General features: G+C 68.3%; 12 protein-coding genes and 7 pseudogenes. 4 read left to right on the forward strand and 15 right to left on the reverse strand.

Annotation, left to right across the window (positions count from 1 at the left end):
- Positions 1 to 263: 263 nt before the first annotated feature.
- A complete protein-coding gene (locus tag ACFY04_RS41740; protein ID WP_389126068.1) occupies positions 264 to 1,229 on the reverse strand; it encodes a LysR family transcriptional regulator ArgP in 966 nt (321 codons plus the stop codon).
- Between the two features lie 22 nt (positions 1,230 to 1,251).
- Here ACFY04_RS41740 and ACFY04_RS41745 point away from each other — a divergent pair.
- Positions 1,252 to 1,473: pseudogene (locus ACFY04_RS41745) on the forward strand (transposase); the annotation flags it as partial.
- Positions 1,388 to 1,821, forward strand: a pseudogene (locus ACFY04_RS41750) (transposase). The pseudogenes ACFY04_RS41745 and ACFY04_RS41750, both read left to right, overlap by 86 nt.
- A 209-nt stretch (positions 1,822 to 2,030) precedes the next feature.
- Here the strand turns inward: ACFY04_RS41750 and ACFY04_RS41755 are convergent.
- The 6 genes from ACFY04_RS41755 to ACFY04_RS41780 all read right to left on the reverse strand — a co-directional run bounded on the left by ACFY04_RS41755 (position 2,031) and on the right by ACFY04_RS41780 (position 8,008).
- Positions 2,031 to 2,978, reverse strand: coding sequence for a hypothetical protein (locus tag ACFY04_RS41755; RefSeq protein ID WP_389126070.1), 948 nt, complete (start codon positions 2,976 to 2,978; stop codon positions 2,031 to 2,033).
- Positions 2,979 to 2,989: 11 nt separating this feature from the next.
- Positions 2,990 to 4,453, reverse strand: a complete 1,464-nt coding sequence (locus tag ACFY04_RS41760) for an APC family permease (RefSeq protein ID WP_389126073.1) — start codon at positions 4,451 to 4,453, stop codon at positions 2,990 to 2,992.
- A 387-nt stretch (positions 4,454 to 4,840) separates the two neighbouring features.
- Entirely contained in the window at positions 4,841 to 5,782 is a 942-nt protein-coding gene (locus ACFY04_RS41765; protein WP_389126075.1) for an ornithine cyclodeaminase family protein, read from the reverse strand.
- Positions 5,779 to 6,912: a pyridoxal phosphate-dependent aminotransferase gene (locus ACFY04_RS41770; RefSeq protein WP_389126078.1), complete on the reverse strand. Its 1,134-nt coding sequence runs from the start codon at positions 6,910 to 6,912 to the stop codon at positions 5,779 to 5,781. Before ACFY04_RS41770 ends, ACFY04_RS41765 begins: the two co-directional genes overlap by 4 nt.
- Positions 6,913 to 6,918: 6 nt before the next feature.
- Positions 6,919 to 7,563 carry a transcriptional regulator gene (locus ACFY04_RS41775; protein ID WP_389126081.1) on the reverse strand — a complete coding sequence of 215 codons (645 nt, stop codon included), beginning with the start codon at positions 7,561 to 7,563 and terminating at the stop codon, positions 6,919 to 6,921.
- A 289-nt stretch (positions 7,564 to 7,852) separates the two neighbouring features.
- Complete coding sequence (locus ACFY04_RS41780) at positions 7,853 to 8,008, reverse strand: hypothetical protein (protein ID WP_389126084.1); 156 nt, start codon at positions 8,006 to 8,008, stop codon at positions 7,853 to 7,855.
- Positions 8,009 to 8,012: 4 nt separating this feature from the next.
- Here ACFY04_RS41780 and ACFY04_RS41785 point away from each other — a divergent pair.
- Positions 8,013 to 8,762: pseudogene (locus tag ACFY04_RS41785) on the forward strand (IS630 family transposase); the annotation flags it as partial.
- Positions 8,763 to 9,318: 556 nt separating this feature from the next.
- Here the strand turns inward: ACFY04_RS41785 and folP are convergent.
- From folP to ACFY04_RS41810, 5 genes and pseudogenes are all read right to left on the reverse strand, one after another.
- Positions 9,319 to 10,109, reverse strand: a pseudogene (gene folP / locus ACFY04_RS41790) (dihydropteroate synthase).
- Between the two features lie 45 nt (positions 10,110 to 10,154).
- Complete coding sequence (locus ACFY04_RS41795; RefSeq protein WP_389126087.1) at positions 10,155 to 11,600, reverse strand: gamma-aminobutyraldehyde dehydrogenase; 1,446 nt, start codon at positions 11,598 to 11,600, stop codon at positions 10,155 to 10,157.
- Positions 11,601 to 11,874: 274 nt separating this feature from the next.
- Positions 11,875 to 12,945 carry a threonine aldolase family protein gene (locus ACFY04_RS41800; protein ID WP_389126090.1) on the reverse strand — a complete coding sequence of 357 codons (1,071 nt, stop codon included), beginning with the start codon at positions 12,943 to 12,945 and terminating at the stop codon, positions 11,875 to 11,877.
- Positions 12,942 to 13,672 (reverse strand): annotated as a pseudogene (locus ACFY04_RS41805) (SDR family NAD(P)-dependent oxidoreductase). Before ACFY04_RS41805 ends, ACFY04_RS41800 begins: the two are co-directional and overlap by 4 nt.
- 71 nt (positions 13,673 to 13,743) lie before the next feature.
- Positions 13,744 to 15,141: a DUF6421 family protein gene (locus ACFY04_RS41810; protein ID WP_389126093.1), complete on the reverse strand. Its 1,398-nt coding sequence runs from the start codon at positions 15,139 to 15,141 to the stop codon at positions 13,744 to 13,746.
- Positions 15,142 to 15,536: 395 nt separating this feature from the next.
- Here ACFY04_RS41810 and ACFY04_RS41815 point away from each other — a divergent pair, with 395 nt between their 5' ends.
- Positions 15,537 to 15,830, forward strand: coding sequence for a hypothetical protein (locus ACFY04_RS41815; protein ID WP_389126095.1), 294 nt, complete (start codon positions 15,537 to 15,539; stop codon positions 15,828 to 15,830).
- Here the strand turns inward: ACFY04_RS41815 and ACFY04_RS41820 are convergent.
- The 3 genes and pseudogenes from ACFY04_RS41820 to ACFY04_RS41830 all read right to left on the reverse strand — a co-directional run.
- Positions 15,799 to 16,754, reverse strand: a pseudogene (locus ACFY04_RS41820) (IS3 family transposase); the annotation flags it as partial. The gene ACFY04_RS41815 and the pseudogene ACFY04_RS41820 overlap by 32 nt on opposite strands.
- Before the next feature lie 779 nt (positions 16,755 to 17,533).
- Positions 17,534 to 18,550 (reverse strand): annotated as a pseudogene (mobF, locus tag ACFY04_RS41825) (MobF family relaxase); the annotation flags it as partial.
- A gap of 553 nt (positions 18,551 to 19,103) precedes the next feature.
- Positions 19,104 to 19,709, reverse strand: a complete 606-nt coding sequence (locus ACFY04_RS41830; RefSeq protein ID WP_389126098.1) for a hypothetical protein — start codon at positions 19,707 to 19,709, stop codon at positions 19,104 to 19,106.
- Between the last annotated feature and the right edge of the window lie 374 nt (positions 19,710 to 20,083).

Below are 20,083 nucleotides of genomic sequence, written 5' to 3' on the forward strand. Positions count from 1 at the left end.
CGATCGGGTTCTCGGACAGCTGCTTGAGCTGTGCTTCGAGCCGCGTGCGCTCCGGGGTGCCCGGGGCGTACGAGTGGACCGGCTCGTTGACCGGCACGGGAACCTGGGACCTGATCGGTTCAGGTCGGGTAGCAGTGCGGCTCATGCGAAGAAGCTACGCAGCAACCGCCTGACGGTACAGCTAAGAATTCTGATGCATCTGTAGCCCAGGTGAATTTCCGTCGAATCCACGGCAACGCCGTCCGACGCAGGGCGCGAAACAATCAAGGGGCTGAGCGCAGTGCTTCTGCTGCCGTCTCCTCAACCGCGCGAGTCACCGCAGCCAGGGCGGGGGAATACAGTTTCCACTGCTGCCAGTAGAGCGGGACATCCAGCGGACGATCAGGGGCCAGCGCGGTTACCGTGCCGGCCTCCAGCAGAGGCAGAGCGTGAGGCTCGGGCACCAGGCCCCACCCCAGCCCGGCCGCCACCGAATCCCGGTAACCCTCTGGGGTGGGCACGTAGCAACGAACCGGTCCAGCCCCGCTCCGGCCTCCGGTCAGGGACCGGACGTATGTGTCCTGGAGATCATCGCTGCGGTCGAACCCCACCAGCGGTGCCCCAGGCAGCATGTCCTCCAAGGGGCCCTCCAGATACGCCGCTACGATGTCCGGATGCGCCACGGCCAGGTACCGGGCAAGGCCTAGCCGCCGCACCGAGCAGCCGGCCACTGGATCGGGGGAGGAGGTTACGGCAGCCATCACGTGCCCCTCCCGCAGCAGGGCCGCCGTGCGGGACTGGTCCTCCCGGTGCAGTTCGAACACCACCTGAGGGTCCTGCGGCACCCTACTCAGGGCTGGCAGGAACCATGTCGCCAGCGAATCTGCGTTCACCGCGATCGGCAACCGCACTGGCCCCAGTCCGGTCCCGATGCCCAGCTCGGATTGCGTATCCCGCTCCAACGAGGCCAGTTGCCGCGCGAACCGCACCACCACCTGCCCGGCCTCCGTCGGCCGTACCGGCTTAGTCCGCAACAGCAGCACCCGCCCGGCACGGTGCTCCAGTGCCTTCACGCGCTGACTCACCGCCGACGGGGTCACATGAAGCACCGCTGCCGCGGCATCGAAGGTTCCCTCGTCCACCACCGCCAGCAAGGTCCGCACCTGGTCCAGGGGAAGGGCGAGGTCCGGGTCTGCAGAGGCGCGAGCCGATACGGCCGGAGTCAGGTGCGGGGGAACGGCGTCAACCATGCACTGACCCAAGTTCTGGCAGACCGTGCTGGCCGAGCTGCAAAACCGCGGCGTTCGTGACGTACTGATGCTCGTCTGTGACGGGTTGAAGGGCCTGGCCCGAGGCGGTCAGTGCCGTCTTCCCCGCCACCGTGGTCCAAACCTGCATCGTCCACCTCATCCGCACCACTCTGCGTTACGCCTCCCACGCCGACTGGGACGCCGTCGCCCGCGACCTGAAGCCCTTCTACACCGCCGCGGATGAGGCCCAGGCCCTCGAGAAGCTGGCCACTTCAGCGAGAAATGGCAGGCCAAGTACCCGGCCGCAGTGCGGGCATGGGAACGATTTTGGAGCGAGGTGGTGCCCTTCCTCGGCTTCCCGCCCCCGATCAGGAAGATCATCTCGACCACCAACGCGATCGAGCCCCTGAACGCGCGCTACCGCCGCTCGGCCAACGCGTGCGGGCACTTCCCCAACAAGACCGCTGCCCTCAAACGTCTCTACCTGACCGCGCTCGCCCTGGACCCCACCGGCCGCGGACGCCAACGCTGGTCCAGCCGCTGGAAGGACGCGATGAACGCCTTCGGCAGACTCTCGGCCGAACGAGCGTAGGCCAGTCAGATCAACCAGGACCCTTTGCATCAACCGAGTGATGTACACCTGATTCGCGATAGTCCCTCCCTGGCCGCCGAGCACGCGGGGTCACCCCGACATTCGCCGGTTGCTCCGGGCGACGGCCAGCCAGCCAGGTCATGACGGCGACGGGGGTTGCTCAGTGTCCAGGGCGCATGGTGAAGACGAAGCTCTCGGAATTGTCAGGTTCAGCGCATGACAGTGTGGTGCCACTTCGTGATGACGGTCGTGGGGTCGCCGAAATAGGACCAGGGCACCACGGTCGCCTGGCCGGCGAGCAGCTTGAAGAGGAACGCCGCTTCGTTGTTCAGTCCGCCGGCGCACGTCGCGTGCAGCAGGTAGTTGAAGTCGGCGACGTCCTGCGCCCGGTAGATGCCGTCCCAGTCGACGAGCCATATATCCCAAGTGCGGCGGGTGTCGGCGAGTGCTACGTCGGTACTCCAATGCCGACGCAGGAAGAGTGCCATGTCACCCTCACGTTCAAGGCGGTAGCGGTACTCCTCCAGCCGCGCGATCTGCAGGAGTACGGCGAGTGACGAGCCCGGCGGAGCGCTGTCCACCACGTCCCGGGCGAAGTCGTACATGGTCCCGTGCGTGCCGTGCCAGCGAGCGGACATGTGGCGCAGCGCCTGGTTGTGCGCTTCCCGGTTGTACGGGTCCCGGAGTTGCAGTTCCTTCCACCAGCGGTTGAATTGGGGGTGCCCGCCTGGGTAGAGCCGGGCGATGGTGAGGAGTGACACCCAGGGCATAGGGTCGTGGGGATGTGCGTCGGCCGCGCGGAGGCAGGTCCGTAGGGCCATGTCCAGCCGGTCCTGGCCGACGGCGCCAGGGTCCCCCGAGGCCACGGCGAGGTTGAAGCAGCGCAGCACTTCTGTATCCGCGCGCAGCACCAGCGCGTCCGGATCACCCGGCCGAGCGGTGTACCACTCCTCGGCGATGGTCGTGCCGGCCGTGGACTGGGCGAGCAGGCGCACCCGGTGGGTGCGGCGGTCCCAGTCGTGCCCGGTGGAGTGGAGCAGCTCGGGAAGACCCTGCCACCGGCCGATGGCGATGTCTTGGCGCGCCTTCGCGAGGTCCCGGTCCCTGAGCGTCGCATCGAATTCGGGAGTGAAGGGCTTCTTGCTTCCCGGCGTCATGGCTGCGCCCCTCAGAAGTCCGTGGCTATGGTGTCGTCGGCGGACGAGGCAGACACGGGCTTCATGCCTTCGTACTCTCGTTTGACCTGTTCTGTCTTTGCGGCGTCGAGCCGGTCTGGACGGTAGTAGGTGCTCTGGCGGTAGACGAACATCGGGACCAGGCCCACGGCGAGACCGCCGATGCCGATCGCGATGGCGGTGGAGTCGAGTGCGCCCAGCGACTCGGCGAACACCCAGAACAGGAACAGCGCCCCGGTCAGCGGCCACAACCCGCCGAAGATGAAGTTCGCCGGGGTATTCATCAGCACCTTTCGGTAGGCGACGACGACTGCGACTCCGGCCAACCCGTAGTAGACGGCGATCTGGAGTCCGATGGCGGCCACGGCGCTCTCCATGATGTCGCCGACCGAGCCCAGCGCATTGGACGCCACGAAGAGGCCGAGGGCGACCGCACCGACAACCACCAGCGCGACCCAGGGCGTCTGGTAGCGGCGGTGGGAGGCGCCGAGGGCGGCCGGCATGGTGCGGTCGCGGCCCATCGCGAAGAGGGTGCGGGTCACCTGGATGAGGGTGGTTTCCAGGGTGGCGATGGTGGACAGCATGACGGCGACGATCAACAGTTTGCCGCCCCAACCGGGCCAGACGCGCTCGCCGAGCAGGGCCAAGACGTTGGCGCTGTTGATCTCGATCTCCTCGGCAGTGAGCAGCAGGTTCACAGAGATCGTGAAGACCTCGAACAGGACGAAGACGACGGCGAGGCCAACCAAGCCGGCCAGCCCCGACGTCTTGCGGCTGTTGCGAGTTTCCTCGCTGAGGTTGCTGGTGACGTCCCAGCCCCAGAAGTAGAACGCCGCGATCAACGCTCCGGCTGCGAATCCCTGCACTCCATCGAAGTGGCTGAAGCCCAGCCAGGACCAGGAGAAGCGCTGAACCGCATTGTCATGGAACAAGGCCGCCACGACGAAGGCCAGCAGAATGAGCAGCTCGATCCCGGACATGATCAGCTGGGCGTGGACCGTCAGCCGCGCTCCCTTAAGCACGACGACGAGCATCACCAAGAACCAGGCCGCGCCGACCACGGTCGCCAGCGCGGTGTTCTCCGCCAAGTCCGGGGCGAACAGGGACAGCGTCATGCTGCCGGCCGGCAGCGAGCCCGCGACCATGAAGATCGTGGCCGAGACCACCAGCGCCCACCCGCTGAGGAAACCGAGAGAGGGATGGAGGGCACGGGCCACCCAGGAGTAACTGGCGCCGGCGTTAATGTCGAGCCTACCCAGGTAGTTGAACGCCCACGCGATGCCGAACATGGGTATCGCACAGTAGAGCAGCGCGGCAGGGGCGGCGAAACCGACCGCGCCGACGAGCACGGCAGTGGTCGCCGCCAGGGAGTAGGCGGGCGCGCTGCCGGCCACCGCCATGACGATGCTGTCGAAAGTGCCCAGGACGTTCGCCTGTAGCCCTTTGGGTGTACTCATGAGTTGCCGTGGCGCCTTTCGGATACAGCTGCTGTTGGATGATGTCCCGGCAAGGGAGCGCACAGCCACTGCGACGGGGCAGTGCGTGTTCGAGAGCGTTGGTGACGTGTTCGGAGACGGCGAGCTGTACTTGGTGGATGGCCTCGTCGTCCATGTCCCATGCAGGTGAACCGCCCTGGTGAGGTGGCGCGCGGTGCTGGGGATGCGAGCCGGTGCGGGCTCCAGATGCCGGGCAGCGCGTTGGCCCGTGTGCCGGTGACGGACCGACGTGGGACTGCGGGGTGGGGGCTGCTGCGGTGTTGGTGCTGGCGTCCTTGGCAGGGGCAGGGCCTGCCGGTCGATTGTGTGGGAGGTGCGAGCGAGGCCTCGCTGGTGCGCCTTTGGTGGTTACCGCAGGAGCTGGTCGAGGACGGCCGAGGCGAGTGCCGCGTCGAGCGCGCCTACTCCGGTGAGGTCGGCGACCGTGATTGCCGTTTCGGGGCGGTCGGCGGGCGCTTTGAGTAGGTGGCCGGCCGCGATGTCGCTGTCCTGGGCGGTGGCTCCGGCGCGGACGGCGTGAGCGAAGTCTCCGTGGTCGAGACACTGGGCGTGGTCGTCGGTGGCGATGAGCTGTGCGCGGTGGAAGAGCGCGGGTGGGAGCTCGTTCTTGTGGGGCATGTCGGTGCCGATGCCCGTCACGTGTGCGCCTTCGCGCACGTGGGTGGCGTTGAGGACGGGGGATGTGGCCGGGGTCGTGGTGATGACCATGTCGGCGGCGGCCGCTTCCTGGGTCGCCGCAGGCCGGGCGTCCAGTCCGCGCGCGTGGAGCTGTTCGCACAGGGCGTTGGCTTTGTGCGGGCTGCGGCCGTGAACGAGCACGGTGCTGATGGTGCGGAGTTCGGCCAGCCAGGTGGCCTGGAGGAGGGCTTGTTCGCCGGTGCCGAAGACTGCCAGTGTCCTGGCATCGGGGCGGGCCATGGCGTGGGTGATCAGCGCGCCCGCTGCCGCGGTGCGCCAGGCGGTCAGCAGACCGCGGTCGTCGAGGAGTGCGCGTACCTGTCCGGTGTGGGCGCTGATGACGCAGACCAGGCCGTGGTTGGTGGGGATGCCGAGGCCGTGGTTGCTGTAGAAGCCGGTTGCGATCTTGACGGTGAAGTCGGCGGCGCCGGTGATCCAGCCGGCTTTCACGTGGCAGTCGCCGTCGGCTTCGGGGAAGGCCATGTGCAGCGGCGGCGGCACACTGCTGCGGCCTTCGGCGTGGGCGATCAGCGCGGCTCGGACGGTGTCGAGGACCAGCTGCGAGGTGGCGGCCCTTTCGATGGCGGCCAGGTCGAAAACGGGGAGAGTCATCGGTGAGCCCTCATCCACTTGGCGAAGGCAGCCAGGCCTTCTTCGGGGTTGCGGCGGCCGATGCCGATGCGGAACCGGTCGGCGGGGGTCGCGGTGAGTTCGGAGTGGTAGATGCTCGCGGGCAGCAGCAGGACGCCGGCTTCCTCCACCAGACGGGTGCAGAATTCTTCCACGCCGTCGGCGCCGAGGTAGCGGGGATAGGCGACGCATCCGCCGTCCGGCGTCTTCCACTCGAAGGCGTCTGCGAACTCGGCGAAGAACGCTTCGAAGGCCGGCAGGTTGGCCGCGATCAGGGCCCGGTTGCGGTCCAGGAGCGTGGCGCGGGCTTTCAGCGCGATGCGGGCGAGGACCTCGCTTGGCGCGGAGTTGCAGATGGTCGTGTAGTGCTTGGCGCGCTCCAGACGGGAGCGCAGCTCGCGGTCGCGACAGGTGATCCAGCCGATCCGGAGCCCGGGCAGCCCCAGCGACTTGGAGGTCACGTTCAACGACAAGGCGCGCTCGGAGAGGTCGGCGGCCTGCGGCAGGATGCGGGCCTGGTCGCGTTCCAGGCCGCGGTAGACCTCGTCGCTGAACAGATGGATACCCCGCTCGTCGCACATCCGGGCCAGCGTGGTGAAGTCGGCTGTGCTGATGACCTTGCCGGTGGGATTGTTGGGGAAGTTCACCGAAACGACCCGCGTATTGGGCCGTATCGCCGCCTTCACCTCGTCCAGGTCCAGGGCCCAGTCGCGGTCGGGGTCGAGGGCTACCCCGGTGACCTCGCACAGTGCCAGCGGCACGGTCTCGGCGGCCTGGTAGTTCGGGGTCACCACCACCGCATGATCGCCCGCATCGAGCAGGACGTTCATCGCCAGGTAGAGGGCTTCCTCCGCGCCGGCGAAGCAGATGATGTCGTCCGCGCTGGCGTGCTCGTACATCTGCGCGATCACTTCACGTAGTGCCGGGTCGCCGAACGTCTCGGTGTAGCCCAGGGACAGGTTCGAGAAGGCGTTCCGGTCCTCGTCGTCGGCCAGCGTGAGGAGCTCGCCGAGCGTCGTGGTCTGCACGTCGGAGGCGGTCAGGTGGTGGCGGGCGGTGAACTCCCACCGGGAGAAGTAGGTCTCCAGGCGGAAATCGGGCAGCCTCGTCATGGTGCATCAGTCCTTTGCGCTGGGTGCTCTTAGCTCGGCCAACAGGCCGTAGAGGGTGGATCGGGAGACCTGCAGAGCGCGAGCGACGACGGGGGTGGCGCGGCGTACGGCGAAGACCTTGGCTTCGTCCAGCCGGGCGAGGACCGCCAGCCGGTCGGCGCGGGTCAGCCGCTCGATCGGGCGGCCGCACTCGCGCACGTATGTGCCGACGATGTACTGGACGTGCTCGCTCCAGTCCTCCTCGAACAGGGGCTCCGGCCGGGATGCTGTGGGGGCACCAAACGCCGACAGCACGGCTGCCGCCTGCTCCAACGGCGTGCGATCGAGATTGACGCACAGCACCGCGGAAGCCTTCCCGTCCGGCTCTCGCAGGACAGCACTGACCGAAGACAGCCGCCTACCGTCCGCAAGCAGCTTCTCGTACGGTCCGAACACGTCCTGCGCCGACGGGTCCAGCGAGTCCAGCTCACCCAACATCGAGGGATCCCCCGGGCTGCGGGAGCTCATCGGGTGCCAGATCGCCAGGATCCGGTCGGTGTCCGGGTCGTGCAGCACCACCTCGGCATACGGGCCGAGCAGCAACGCGATGGCCTGGCCCACCGGCGCCCACATCCGGACCCGATGATCTCCGCTCTGTTCGACATCCTTCATGCATTGGACTGTACGTCTACATTGGATGAATAGTCCAGACCCTGTTTCGCATCAACCTGCGCGGGTCGCCGGCCAGCCTCAACGACAGCAACACAAGAGGCACACCGGTGATCCACAGCACCAGACTTGATCGGCCGCGACTCCACGACGTCGGCGGTAACACGCGGTAATTGCCTGGCGGGGTCCGACGCAGCTCTATGGCAAGACTTCGTTCGGCGTGCGCGGGTCTATCACGAATTAGGTGTGGTTCGTCTGTTTGGTCTACAGGTTGATTGTTGGACTGTTCGGCCTATACCTGATTGGCGGTAAGGCGGCCGTCGAAGAGGACGTCGAATTCGTTGAGGGCGGCCTTCCAGCGGTTGTTCCAGCGCTGGCGGCCACGGCCGGTGGGATCGAGAGCGAGGGTGGCGAGGTAGAGCCGCTTGAGGGCCGCGGTCTCGCTCAAGGCGGTGGACGGCTGGTGGGCGAAGTGGCAGGTCGGCGGGCGTGACGCGCTGACCGCTCGCCCGCGGGGCAAGCGGGTGGGTGAGCATCAGGTGCTGTCCGAGGCCGAGCAGGCAGCCCTTCGCCGGGGCCGTACTCGATCACCGCCCTTGCGACCTGGGCCTGGCGGGGCAGCTGTGGACGCGTGGCCAGGTCGGCGTGCTGATCACGAAGTTGTACCGGGTGCGGCTGACCGAGCCGGGGGGGTGGGCAAGTACCTCAAGCGATGGGGGCTGTCGTTCCAACGGCCAGACAAGCGGGCGATCGAGCAGGACCCGCAGGCGGTGCGGGCCTGGTTGGAGGAGACCTGGCCGGCGATCCACGCGAAGGCGAAGGTCGAGGGCGGCGAGATCCTGTTCGCCGACCAGGTCGGCATCCGCTCCGACCAGGTCTCCGGTCGCGCCTGGGGCGAGCGGGGCCGCACCCCGATCGTCCGGCGGACCGGAAGCCGGATCTCCGTGAACGCGATGTCGGCGATCAGCACGAAGGGCCGCATGCACTTCATGGTGTTCATCGAGAGCTTCGACGCGAGGGTGATGTGCCGATTCCTCGAGCGCCTCGCCGGCCACTTCGACCGCAAGATCCACCTCGTGGTGGACCGGCACTCAGCCCACTGGTCCCGCACGGTCCGCGACTGGCTGGCCGATCACGCCGACCGGATCGAGCTGCACTTCCTGCCGTCGTACTCGCCCGAGCTTAACCCCGACAAACTCGTCAGCGCCGACCTCAAACGGAGCCTGCCCGCGAGCAGCAAGGCCCGCACCCAGGCCCAACTCGCCAGCGAAAACGGCGGTTCTTTCACCGCCGCCAGAGTGGCAGCCCCACATCGTCCGCGGCTACATCCACGGTCCCCACGTCCGCTACACCATCGAAGAGAACCCTTTGAGTTTCTGATCAATATTGCTCAGGAAGGGGCCCGTCCGCGGGGTCGCCCTGTGGGCTGCACTGCCCTCTGCCCCATTGGGCCTGTGGCGGCGCATCGGAGCGCTATATGCGATTCAAGGCCGCGAGCATCCGTAGCGCTGGGCCCATGCGCACCTCGTGGCACATGCACGGTTCGGCTGCGGATAAACCTCCCGGTCCGCAGATCGCCGCGTGCCGAACATGCGGCGAGGAGGGCGCGAGTGCTACCCCAGCTCACGGCTTCGCCCGTGCCTTCCGTCGTGAAACGGAACGCGCGGGCGGGCCCGAAGCCGCCCGGTCCCAGCACTCACCGCCGAGCACACGCCAGGACGCCGATTCTGCGTCCCCGGCCACTCCCTCTCCGGGCCGTTACGTCTTCTCCAGGGCCCGTGCTACTCGCATCGCGTCCACCGTGGCGCTCACTTCATGGACGCGTACGGCCATGCGCCGGCGCTTGCCGCGAGAGCGGAGACGGCGGCCGTGGCTGCGTCGCGTTCACGAGGCGGCGGGGGTGCGCCGTCGGGGCTTGTAAGGATGCGACCGAGGAAGCGCTTGCGGGAGGCGGCGGTAAACAGCGGGAGCCTGAGCGCGAGGAGGCGGTCGGCGTGGGCGAGAAGGGCGAGGTCATGGTCGGCGTCCTTGGAGAAGCCGAGTCCGGGGTCGACGATGACGCGGTCGGGGGCAACGCCGATGGCCACAGCAGCATCTACGCGTGCGTGGAGTTCGTCGACGACCTCGGTGACGACGTCCTCGTAGCGGCCCTTGACATTGCCGCCTTGCAAGTGGCCGCGCCAGTGCATGACGACAAAGGGAACTTGCGCGGCGGCAACGGTGGAGATCATGGCTGGGTCGGCGAGGCCGCCGCTGACGTCATTGACCAGGACTGCGTCGGCTTCGACGGCAGCGGCGGCGACGGAGGCGCGCATCGTGTCCACGGAGACGATGACGCCCTCGGAAGCAAGGTCGCGGACAACCGGGACGACCCGGCGCCGCTCCTCCTCCTCGACACGGCTGGCGCCGGGACGGGTGGACTCGCCGCCGACGTCGACCAGGTCGGCTCCCCGCGCGACCAGGTCGAGGCCGTGTTTGACGGCGGCCGTGGTGTCGAAACAACGGCCGCCGTCGGAGAAGGAGTCGGGGGTCACGTTCACGACCCCCATGACCGTGCAGCGGTCCCACTCCGGTAGGCCCGCGGGGCCTGACGATCAGGCGGAGGCATCGACCGCACTCATGACGTGCTTGATGCGCGTGTAGTCAGCCAGTCCGTAGGTGGACAGGTCCTTGCCGTGCCCGGACTGCTTAAATCCGCCGTGCGGCATCTCGGGCGTGAGAGGTCCGTGGGTGTTGACCCATATCGCGCCGAAGTCAAGCGTGCTCGTGGTGCGCAGTATGCGGGCGTGATCGGTGCTCCAGACCGAGGCGGCCAGGCCGTAGGGCTGATCGTTGGCCAGGTCAATGGCCTCCTGTTCAGTGGTGAACCGCTGGACCGTCAGGACCGGGGCAAAGATCTCCTTCTGCACGATCTCATCCCGCTGTCGCACGCCCGAGATCACGGTGGGGGCAAGGTAGTACCCGCGCTGGCCTTCGCGCGTGCCGCCAGTGTGGACGGTGGCGTGGCGGGGAAGGCGCTCCAGGAGCTCCAGGACGCGGTCCAGCTGTTCAGCGCTGTTCAGCGGGCCGATGTCGGGCTCGTCGCCCGCCGGCAGGTGCGGGCCTGTCGTCAGGGCCTTGGCTCGCCCGACGAGCGCGTCGAGTAGAGCGTCGTGGATGCTCTCGTGTGCCAGGACTCGTGTGGCGGCGGTGCAGTCCTGACCAGCGTTGTAGAACGCGGCGGCGGCGATGCCGTCTGCCGTGGCCTCGACGTCGGCGTCGCCGAAGACAAGAGCAGGGGCGTTCCCGCCCAGTTCCAGGTGGGTCTGCTTCAGCCCGTTGGCTGCCGAGCGGGCGACCTCGATGCCTGCCCTGGTCGATCCGGTGATCGACACAAGCTCGGGTACCGGATGCGCGACGAGAAGCCGGCCGGTGTGTCGGTCGCCGAGAACGACGTTGACGACTCCAGTGGGCAGGAACCGGGAAGCCAGCTCGGCCAGCATGACCGTGGTCGTCGGCGTCGTCTCAGCGGGTTTGAGGACCGTGGTGTTGCCGGCCGCGACGGCCGGAGCGATCTTCCATACGGCCATCATGAGCGGGTAGTTCCACGGCGTGATCTGCGCGCAGACGCCGATGGGCTCCCGGCGGATCAGCGAGCTGTGGCCGGACAGGTACTCACCGGCAGAGCTGCCTTCCAGCAGTCGCGCTGCACCTGCGAAGAAGCGCAGCTGGTTGACGCATTCCGGTATCTCGTCCTGGAGCATCTGGCGACGGGATTTTCCCGTTTCCCTGCACTCGGCCTCGGCGAAGGCCTCGGCGCTGCTTTCCAGAGCGTCGGCGAGGCGCAGGAGGGCTGTCTGCCGTTCGGCTGGTGTGGTGCGACGGAAGGTGCGAAATGCCTCCTCTGCTATGGAGAAGGCCTGGTTTATCTCCCGCGAGCCGGAGATCGACGTGTGTCCGATCGTGGCTCCGCTGCGGGGATCCAGCAGCGGCAACGTGTCATCCGCCGGCGCGCTGTAGCGCCCGCCGACGAAGTTGGTGAGAATCGGGTGCTGGTTCATGTGTCTTTCCGGGGTTCGGGGAACGAGGAAGCAGCGCAGCGGGAAGCGTGCGGTCACTTTGGGGCGGTTCTGAGATGACTACCGCAACGAGTTCTCATGCGGCCACGGAGGAAACGACAAACGGAGGGTTGCAGCCATGCCACCTGCTTGCGAGAAGGCGGGTACACCGGTTGAACATCATGCTCTTGGTGCTGTGGCCTGTGATGGCGTCGGAGAGGCAGCGAACGTGCGCGGCCATGGCGGCGAGATACCTGTCCAGGCATCCGGCCTTCGGCTACCAGGCCGTCTCCTCCTTGAGCGCGGCCAGGAACTCGTCGACGTCCTCCTCCGTGGTGTCGAAGGAGCACATCCAGCGCACCACGCCGTCGGCCTCGTCCCAGAAGTAGAAACGGAAGCGCTTCTGCAGCCGCTCGCTTGCGTCGTGCGGCAGCCGGGCGAACACGCCGTTGCCCTGCACCGGGTAGAGGACCTCCACCCCGTGCACCGAGCGCGCGCCCTCGGCGAGGCGCTGGGCCATCTCATTGGCGTGCCTGGCGTTGCGCAGCCACAGGTCCTTGGCGAACAGGGCCTCCAGCTGCACTGAGACGAAACGCATCTTGGAGGCGAGCTGCATCGACATCTTCCGCAGGTGCTTCATCTTGCGCACCGCGTCGTTGTTGATGACGACGACAGCCTCGCCGAACAGCGCGCCGTTCTTCGTTCCGCCGAGGGAGAGGATGTCGACGCCGACCTCGGTGGTGAACGTCCGCAGGGGAACGTTCAGGGCGGCGGCTGCGTTGGCTATACGAGCGCCGTCCAGGTGCACCTTCATGCCGTGGGCGTGGGCGTGCTCGCAGATCGCGCGGATCTCGTCGGGCGTGTAGAGGGTGCCCAGCTCGGTGCTCTGGGTGATCGAGACGACCTGCGGCATCGCCCGGTGCTCGTCCTCCCAGCCCCATGCCTGTCGGTCGATCAGCTCGGGGGTGAGCTTGCCGTCCTCAGTCGGCACGGTGAGCAGCTTCAGGCCGCCCATACGCTCGGGTGCCCCGCCCTCATGGACGTTGATGTGGCTGGTCTCGGCACAGATCACGGCGCCCCAACGGTCGGTGACGGCCTGCAGCGCCACGACATTGGCGCCGGTGCCATTGAACACCGGGAACACTTCAGCCCGGGCACTGAAGTGTTTGCGCACGATCCGCTGAAGGTTGTCGGTGTAGGCGTCTTCGCCGTAGGCCACCTGGTGCCCGTCGTTAGCCAGGGCCAGGGCGGCGAGCACCTCGGGGTGGGTGCCGGCATAGTTGTCACTGGCAAACCCGCGGACCCCAGGGTCGTGATGGCAACGCGCGTCGGTCTTCGGTTGGTTCACGGCTTCTTGGTCAGCCACAGACGTGTTCCGTTCATTTCGGTGGCGGGCTTGTCCCAGACGGTCGCTATTGCCTCGGCGAGGTCGTTGACGTAGGTGAAGCCCGTGAACTTCGTGTGGGGACGCTCGGCGCGCATCGTGTCGTGCACCAGCGCCTTCACCAGCAAGATCGCGGCCGCTGACGAGGGCCCCTGCTCGCCCCCAGCCCTGCGGAGGTGGTCGGCCATGGCCATCGTCCACGCCTCGGCGGCGGCCTTGGCGGCGTACGCGGCGTTGCCCGCAGTGGGCTTGCCCGCACCGGCCGCGCTGACCAGCAGATACCAGCCGCAGTCGCTACGCTCCAACGCCTCGGAGAAGGCGATGGAGGTGTGCTGCACAGTGCGAATGAGCAGCAGCTCCAGGAAGTCCCAGTCGTCCAGGCTGGCCTTGCCGAACGTCTCGCTGCCGTACCAGCCCCCGACGAGGTGGACCAGGCCGTCGATTCGGCCGAACTCCCTCTCGGTACGCTCCGCCCAGTCGCGGGTGGCCTCCAGGTTCAGCAGGTCGACAATCTCGCCGGTGACGGTTGCCCCGCCGCGGGCGTACTGGGCCGCGTCCACGGCCTCCGACAGCCGCTCCGGGTCGTTGTCCGCGCCGATGACCGTTGCGCCGCCGCAGCAGCGCCGCCCGGCCCGCCGGCCCCGGCAACCGCGATCACCGCACCGCTTAGTGCTCCGTTCTCGTTCTCCAGCGACGCCTCCCGCTGAGTCCTGCCCACTGCTTGTGACTCCGTGGTTTCCACTGCGGCACCGCGGCCAACGTTCACGCGGCGACCCGATCGGAGCGGTCCGCCCTGATGCCCTTGGTCGCGGCGATCACTGTGCTCAGCTTCTTGGCGAGCGCCTCGTAGAGCATGCTGAGCGGAAACTCGTCCGTGAGGACGTCATCGACGAGCTTGCGGGGCGGCTGGGTCATATCCAGGGCGTCGGGGCCCTTGGCCCACTTGGAGCCCGGGTGGGGGGCGAGGTAGGTGGACACGAGCTCGTACGCCTTGAACCAGTGGACGAGCTTCGGGCGGTCGATGCCGGCCCGGTAGAGGTCCTCGATCTCGGAGCAGAGCTGGTTGGTGACCTGCGGGGCCCGCTCCCAGTCAATCCTCAGCTCGTTGTCGGTCCAGCGGATCACGTCGTGCTTGTGGAGGTACGCGAAGAGCAACTGACCGCCCAGACCATCGTAGTTGCGGTTGCGGTCACCGGAGACCGGGAAACGGAACATCCGGTCGAAGAGCACTGCGTACTGCACGTCACGGCCGTGCTCGTTGCCCTCGGACTCCAGCTTCACGGCCTCCTTGAAGGCGGTGAGGTCGCAGCGCAGCTCCTCCAGGCCGTACATCCAGAACGGCTGGCGCTGCTTGATCATGAAGGGGTCGAACGGCAGGTCGCCGTGGCTGTGCGTGCGGTCGTGGACCATGTCCCACAGCACGAACGCCTTCTCGCAGCGCTCCTGGTCCTCGACCATGCGCGCGATGTCCTCGGGCAGCTCGATGCCGAGGATGTCCACGGCGGCCTCGGTCACCTTGCGGAAGCGGGCGGCCTCGCGGTCGCAAAAAATGCCGCCCCAGCTGAAGCGCTCGGGGGCCTCGCGCACGGCGATGGTCTCCGGGAAGAGGACGGCCGAGTTGGTGTCGTACCCGGCGGTGAAGTCCTCGAAGGCGATGCCGCAGAACAGCGGGTTGTCGTAGCGGGTGCGCTCCAGCTCGGAGAGCCACTCCGGCCACACCATCCGCAGCACGACCGCCTCGAGATTGCGGTCCGGGTTGCCGTTCTGCGTGTACATCGGGAAGACGACCAAGTGCTGCAGGCCGTCCCGGCGGTCGGCCGCCGGCTGGAACGCGAGCAGCGCGTCCAGAAAGTCCGGCACCTCGAAACCGCCCTCCGCCCACCGCTGCAGGTCCTTGACCAGCGCCTCGTGATAGGTGGCGTCGTGCGGCAACAGCGGGGACAGCTCCCGCACCGCCTCGGTCACCTCACGCACTGCGGCTTCGGCCGCGGCACGCTCCGGAGCGCCGTCGGCTGCGAAGTTGATTGAGCCGTCCGAGGACTGCCAGGGCCTGATGCGCTCCACGGCATCCTTCAGCCGGGGCCAGGCGGTGTGCTCCACCGCCCTGCTCACCGGAACTTCCTGCTTCCGCCCACCCACTCGTACGCGCTGCTCACTCATGAGCCCTCCTTCAGAACACCTTGTGGACACGGACAAGGTAGACGTAAAAAGATCCGCACATCAATACTTGAACCGGAAATCTTCCTGCAAAAATCGTTCCAGGCCGGAAAATCCCCACTCCACATCTAGAGCTTTGCAGGATGCTTCGAGGCGGTTCTGAGTGATCTGCACCCATGGCCCCGGTTCCGCTGCCCGGAGTGCGGAGACACCTGGTACGCCAGCGACAGCCCACTCGGCACTCGGAAGCGCTCGGACAGCCGTTACTGCTCGCCGCGGTGCCGCACCCGGGCGTGGCGGAGGCATTCGCGTTCAGCAGGCGTCACCGTGTGACGCCTTCCTGTGACGCCAGCGGGCACCTCTCCGACCGGAGGCCGTGATGACGAAGGGGCTCTTGCGTGAGGCCCGCGGCCCTTCTGCGACGGCGCGCCGGCGAGGCCGCGGCCTTCCCGGACGAGCGGTGGATGGTGGACCAGGACGAGGCGGGCGGCCTGGTCCTGGCTGCGTTCGTACCGGAGGACATCGACCCGGACGGCATGGTGGGCGGCAGTGTCGTGGCCTGGTTCGCCTACCCGGGTAATCCGGAGCGGGCGACCCACGCGCGGGCCCTGGGGGCTGCGTCGCACACGGGTCTGATGCAGGTTCGGGTGACAGGTTCGGTCACGCGGCCTGAAGGGCCGGTGTCGTCATGAGGGTCTCGAATTCGATGGGGGTCAGCCTGCCGAGCGAGGCTTGCCTGCAGCGGCGGTGGTAGGTCCTCTCGGTCCAGGTGACGATCGCGATCCGCAGTTCCTGGCGGGTGGCCCACGTCCGGCGGTCGAGGACGTTCTTCTGCAGCAGGCTGAAGAAGGACTCCATGGCCGCGTTGTCGCCAGCCGCCCCGACTCTTCCTATCGATCCGGCCATCCGGTGCCGGTCGAGCGCCCGGACGAATTTCCGGGACCGGAACTGCGATCCGCGATCGCTGTGCAGAATGCATCCGGCGACATGCTCGCGCCGGGCCACGGCGTTGTCCAGGGCGGTGACGGCCAGGCGGGACTTCATGCGCGTGTCGATGGAGTAGCCCACGATCCGCTTGCTGAAGACGTCCTTGATCGCGCAGAGATACAGCTTCCCCTCACCGGTGGTGTGTTCGGTGATGTCGGTGAGCCACAGCCGGTTCGGGCCGGTCGCGGTGAAGTCGCGGCGAACGAGATCGTCGTGCACCGGTGGGCCGGCTTTCTTGTTCCTGCCACGCTTCTTGCCGAACACGCTCCACCAGCGGTTGTCCCGGCAGATCCGCCACGCGGTCCGGTCGGCCATGCCGGATCCCGCGCTGCGGGCCTCGTCGGCCAGGAAGCGGTAGCCGAACTCCGGGTCCTCACGGTGGGCGTCGAACAGCGCGTTCGCGCGAGCGGCCCGCTCGACCTCGGCATCGGTCACCGGCCGCTCCAGCCACCGGTAGTAGGGCTGTCTGGCAAGCTTGAAGACCCGGCACGTGACCGTGACGGGAATGCCGTCCGTAGCCAGCTCTTTCACGAGCGGGTAGATCCTTTTCCCGGGAGGTTCGCCTGGGACAGGTAGGCCGCGGCCCGGCGCAGGACCTCGTTCTCCTGCTCCAGCAGCTTGATGCGCCGGCCGTGAGATCGAGGGCTTCCACGTCAGTGCGGGACTCTCTCAAGGCCCGCAGCGCCGTCAGGTCGATCGCTTCTCCGCGCCCGGCCTCTGGCTCCTGGTCGTCGTGCTCGGCTTCGGCGGCCGCAGGCGCCAGCAGCTGCTCGGGCATCGCCGCCTGCTGGTGGGCGACGACGTCGTACGCCCGGCCCCGAACGGCGGTGGCGGTGGTGGTGGTGGTGCGCAGCTTCTCCCTCACCACCGCGCTGGCGAGGACAGCTCGCTCGTACTGCAGCGGGATGCGGGGTATCTCCCACTCCCCCGCGTCCTGGCCCGGGGGTCTGGGCGCAGCCGGCTCGCCGGGATCGGCCGGGGGTTGCCGGTCCGGGTCGGGTGCGGGGGTGGGCGGGCGGCGGCGGGCGGGGAGGTCGGACAGGGCCCACCGGGCGGTGTAGAGGCGGTAGCCGGCCTCCAGGCCGCGCACGGTCTTTGGCTCGCTGATGTCCAGGCAGTGGGTGGAGATGGCGGCAGCCACGATCTTCTCGTCCAGGCCGGGGTCGCGGCGGCGGCCGCGCAGGACGAGGGCGAGGTGGCGGCGGGCTTCGGCGAGCAGGTGCCGGCGGTGGAACCGGCCGCCGCCGTTCATCACGAACACCACCGCCGCGACGTCCACGGCCGCCAGGGCGACGTCGACCACGGCGGCGACCCGGGCCCGGATCCGGGCGGCTGCGGCGCGGGCGCGCTCGAGGAGCGAGTCGATGATGTCGGCGGCCACCTTGGAGGTGTCGATCGCGCTCTGCTTCCAGTCGGCGCGCAGCTGCGTGAGGGAGCGGGCCTTCGGCTTGGGCGGGCGGGTCTTGTGGGCGGCCATCCGCATCAGTTCCACCCGGGCCCGCTCGGAGACCGCGGGCAGGTACTTCAGCTCGCCGTCGTCGTCGACGGCGGTGACGTAATCGTGCTCCAGGTCGGTGAGGCAGGCGGCGATCTGCTCTCCGCGGATGGCGGTCCAGCGGATCAGCTCGTGGGGCACGCCCGCGATGTCCATGACGGGGCGGCGCCCGGCCGTAACGACCCGCGGCTCGGTCGCCAGTGCCAGCGCCTCGCAGACCGCAGCGGCCACGAGCTCGTTGTAGAGCGCTGAGGCGGCGACGGTGTTCTCGTGCAGGGCCGTGGTGTGGATCGAGCCCCACTTCCCGTCCAGGCGCTGCCCCTTCACGGACAGCAGCAGATGGTCATGGAGCAAGGGCATCCCGGAGCGCGCCTCGTAGTGGCGGAAGCGGGCGGCGACCAGACCGCCGGGCGGACGTACCCGGTAGATGCCGTCCTTGCCGTACCGGATCACCGCCACCTCGTCCTCGATCCATTCCAGCACCCGCTCGATCGCGCACTCGTGCGAGGCCTCGATCACCCGGCGGGTCTCCTCATCCCCCAACGCCCACAGGAGGTAGAGCGTCGGCTGCGGCCGGAAGACGAAGTCGACACCGGTGACCGTCACCCGGCGTCCGAGGGCGCCGGCCTTCCACGCCTTCTTCGGGGACTCGCCCCTGGCGAGCAGCTCGGCCTCGATCCGGTCCGCGTACGGATGCCGGCCCCGCTCGCCGAACAAGTTCCGCAGCTGCGCCTCGGTGACCTCCTCGCCCGCCGTCAGTCCGAGGACGGCCAGGCCGCGGCCCATCCATCGCCTGGCCGGGACACCGGCCTGCTCCTGGGCCTCGCGCAGCGGCGTGCGGGCCAGGCGGAGGCCGTCGCCGACAACGGTCTGGCGCAGGTAGTAGCGGTACATCTGACCGGCCCGGATGACCCTGATATCCACTGTCATGGAGACCACGCCACACGGCCCTGAACTGCAAGGAAAGGCCGATCAGCCGTACGTCCCGCCAGGCGGGAGCAGCGGCCGAACTTTCTTCCCCGCGTCCCGTCAGGCGGGAAACGGTCCCGGGCCGAAAGCGAATGTCATCGCTCTCCGGCAGACCTCACATCACGACCCGGACGACACCAACAAGCACCACGCCTTGCCCATGACCCATCAAGCGTCGCCGCCTGCGGACGATCCGGCCTGTCTGGCCCGTAGGCACAACGAAGCCCCTGGCGGTCGCCAGGGGCTTTCGTGTCTTGCTCGTACGGTCAGCCTTCGAGCGACCGGCGGGCCCTTACCGGGTCAGGATGCGCCGAGGGGTTCGATGTTGGCGAGGGCGGTGGGGAGCTCCCTGCCTCCGTCTGTGGGGCGGATGTACGCGCGCCGGGTCGTGCGGGGGGGCCGGTGTGGGTCGGGAGGTCTTCTTGGACTACGGCCATCAGCCGGCCCTCGGTGCCGGAGGCGATGTCGCGGACGAGGCGGCCGATCAACGGGTGTGCCTCGTGTCCGTCGCCTTTCACCGGTCTGCCTCCGCCCTGTCCTGGTGCCCGTGTTCGCGGCTGAGGCGGCTGAGGCCGTGGTTGGCCCGAGCCAGCAGGGCGGGTGTGGAGGCCCCGTAGGCGGGCCTCTGGAGCCCCCTTTCGCCCTGCGCGGCGGCCGTGGGCCATGCGGTGTGGAGGCGGACGGTGCCCTGGGCGGTGAGGTAGGCCGGGCCGGTGAGTGTCATGGTCCCGTCGGCGGCGACATCGACCAGGAGGCACCCTCCGGGGGCGTCGACGGTGTAGCGGACGGGACCGCCCGGATGGGGCGTGCGGTGGAGGGCTGCCGCGACCGCGGCGCAGGCGCCCGTTCCGCAGGAGGGGGTTTCGCCGACGCCGCGTTCGTGGACGCGGAGCACCAGGTGGCGGGAGCCGAGGTCGCGGACGAACTCGACGGTTGTGCCGTGCGGGTAGGCGCTGTGCGGTGTGACGGCGGGGGCGGTGTCGAGGGTGCCGGCGTGGTCGAGGTCGTCCACGAAGGCCACGGCGTGCGGATTGCCGACGTCGACGTGGAGGGCGGGCCAGCGTCGTTTGCCGACGGTGGCGGTGATCCGGTCCGGTCCGGGAAGGGCCGGGATGCCCATGGTGACGCTGACGTCGCCGTGGTGGGTGTCTTTTCCGGCCAGTACGTGGAGTTCGCGTACCCCGGCCCGGGTGGCGAGGGTGAGGGGGCCGCCCTGGTCGTGCCCTCAGGCTCCTGCGGATCTCCGGCGATGCCTTGAGCGGGCTCGGGGTGATGGTGACGGTGTTTAGGACAGCAGGGGGCGTTCGCGGCGATGCCCGCGTCCCGCATCTGGACGATCAGAGTCAGGACGCCCTCCTCACGATTCGTGGGCCGTGCCGCCCGGGGCGCGGCACGGCGCACAACAATGGAGTGTTCTCAGTAGTCGACGCGGCCGTGTGCGGTGGCGCCGTTGAGAGTGAGGAGAGAGCGAAACTCGGAATCGGCGAGGGGAGG

Source organism: Streptomyces sp. NPDC001549 (genome assembly GCF_042894025.1).
Taxonomy (GTDB): Bacteria; Actinomycetota; Actinomycetes; order Streptomycetales; family Streptomycetaceae; genus Streptomyces; species Streptomyces kutzneri.

What these genes read in the sequence shown, in the direction of transcription:
- ACFY04_RS41740 (WP_389126068.1), bottom strand. Translation starts at nt 1,229, where the DNA reads ATGGTTGACGCCGTTCCCCCGCACCTGACTCCGGCCGTATCGGCTCGC.
- ACFY04_RS41755 (WP_389126070.1), bottom strand. Translation starts at nt 2,978, where the DNA reads ATGACGCCGGGAAGCAAGAAGCCCTTCACTCCCGAATTCGATGCGACG.
- ACFY04_RS41760 (WP_389126073.1), bottom strand. Translation starts at nt 4,453, where the DNA reads ATGAGTACACCCAAAGGGCTACAGGCGAACGTCCTGGGCACTTTCGAC.
- ACFY04_RS41765 (WP_389126075.1), bottom strand. Translation starts at nt 5,782, where the DNA reads ATGACTCTCCCCGTTTTCGACCTGGCCGCCATCGAAAGGGCCGCCACC.
- ACFY04_RS41770 (WP_389126078.1), bottom strand. Translation starts at nt 6,912, where the DNA reads ATGACGAGGCTGCCCGATTTCCGCCTGGAGACCTACTTCTCCCGGTGG.
- ACFY04_RS41775 (WP_389126081.1), bottom strand. Translation starts at nt 7,563, where the DNA reads ATGAAGGATGTCGAACAGAGCGGAGATCATCGGGTCCGGATGTGGGCG.
- ACFY04_RS41795 (WP_389126087.1), bottom strand. Translation starts at nt 11,600, where the DNA reads ATGAACCAGCACCCGATTCTCACCAACTTCGTCGGCGGGCGCTACAGC.
- ACFY04_RS41810 (WP_389126093.1), bottom strand. Translation starts at nt 15,141, where the DNA reads ATGAGTGAGCAGCGCGTACGAGTGGGTGGGCGGAAGCAGGAAGTTCCG.
- ACFY04_RS41830 (WP_389126098.1), bottom strand. Translation starts at nt 19,709, where the DNA reads ATGGGCATCCCGGCCCTTCCCGGACCGGACCGGATCACCGCCACCGTC.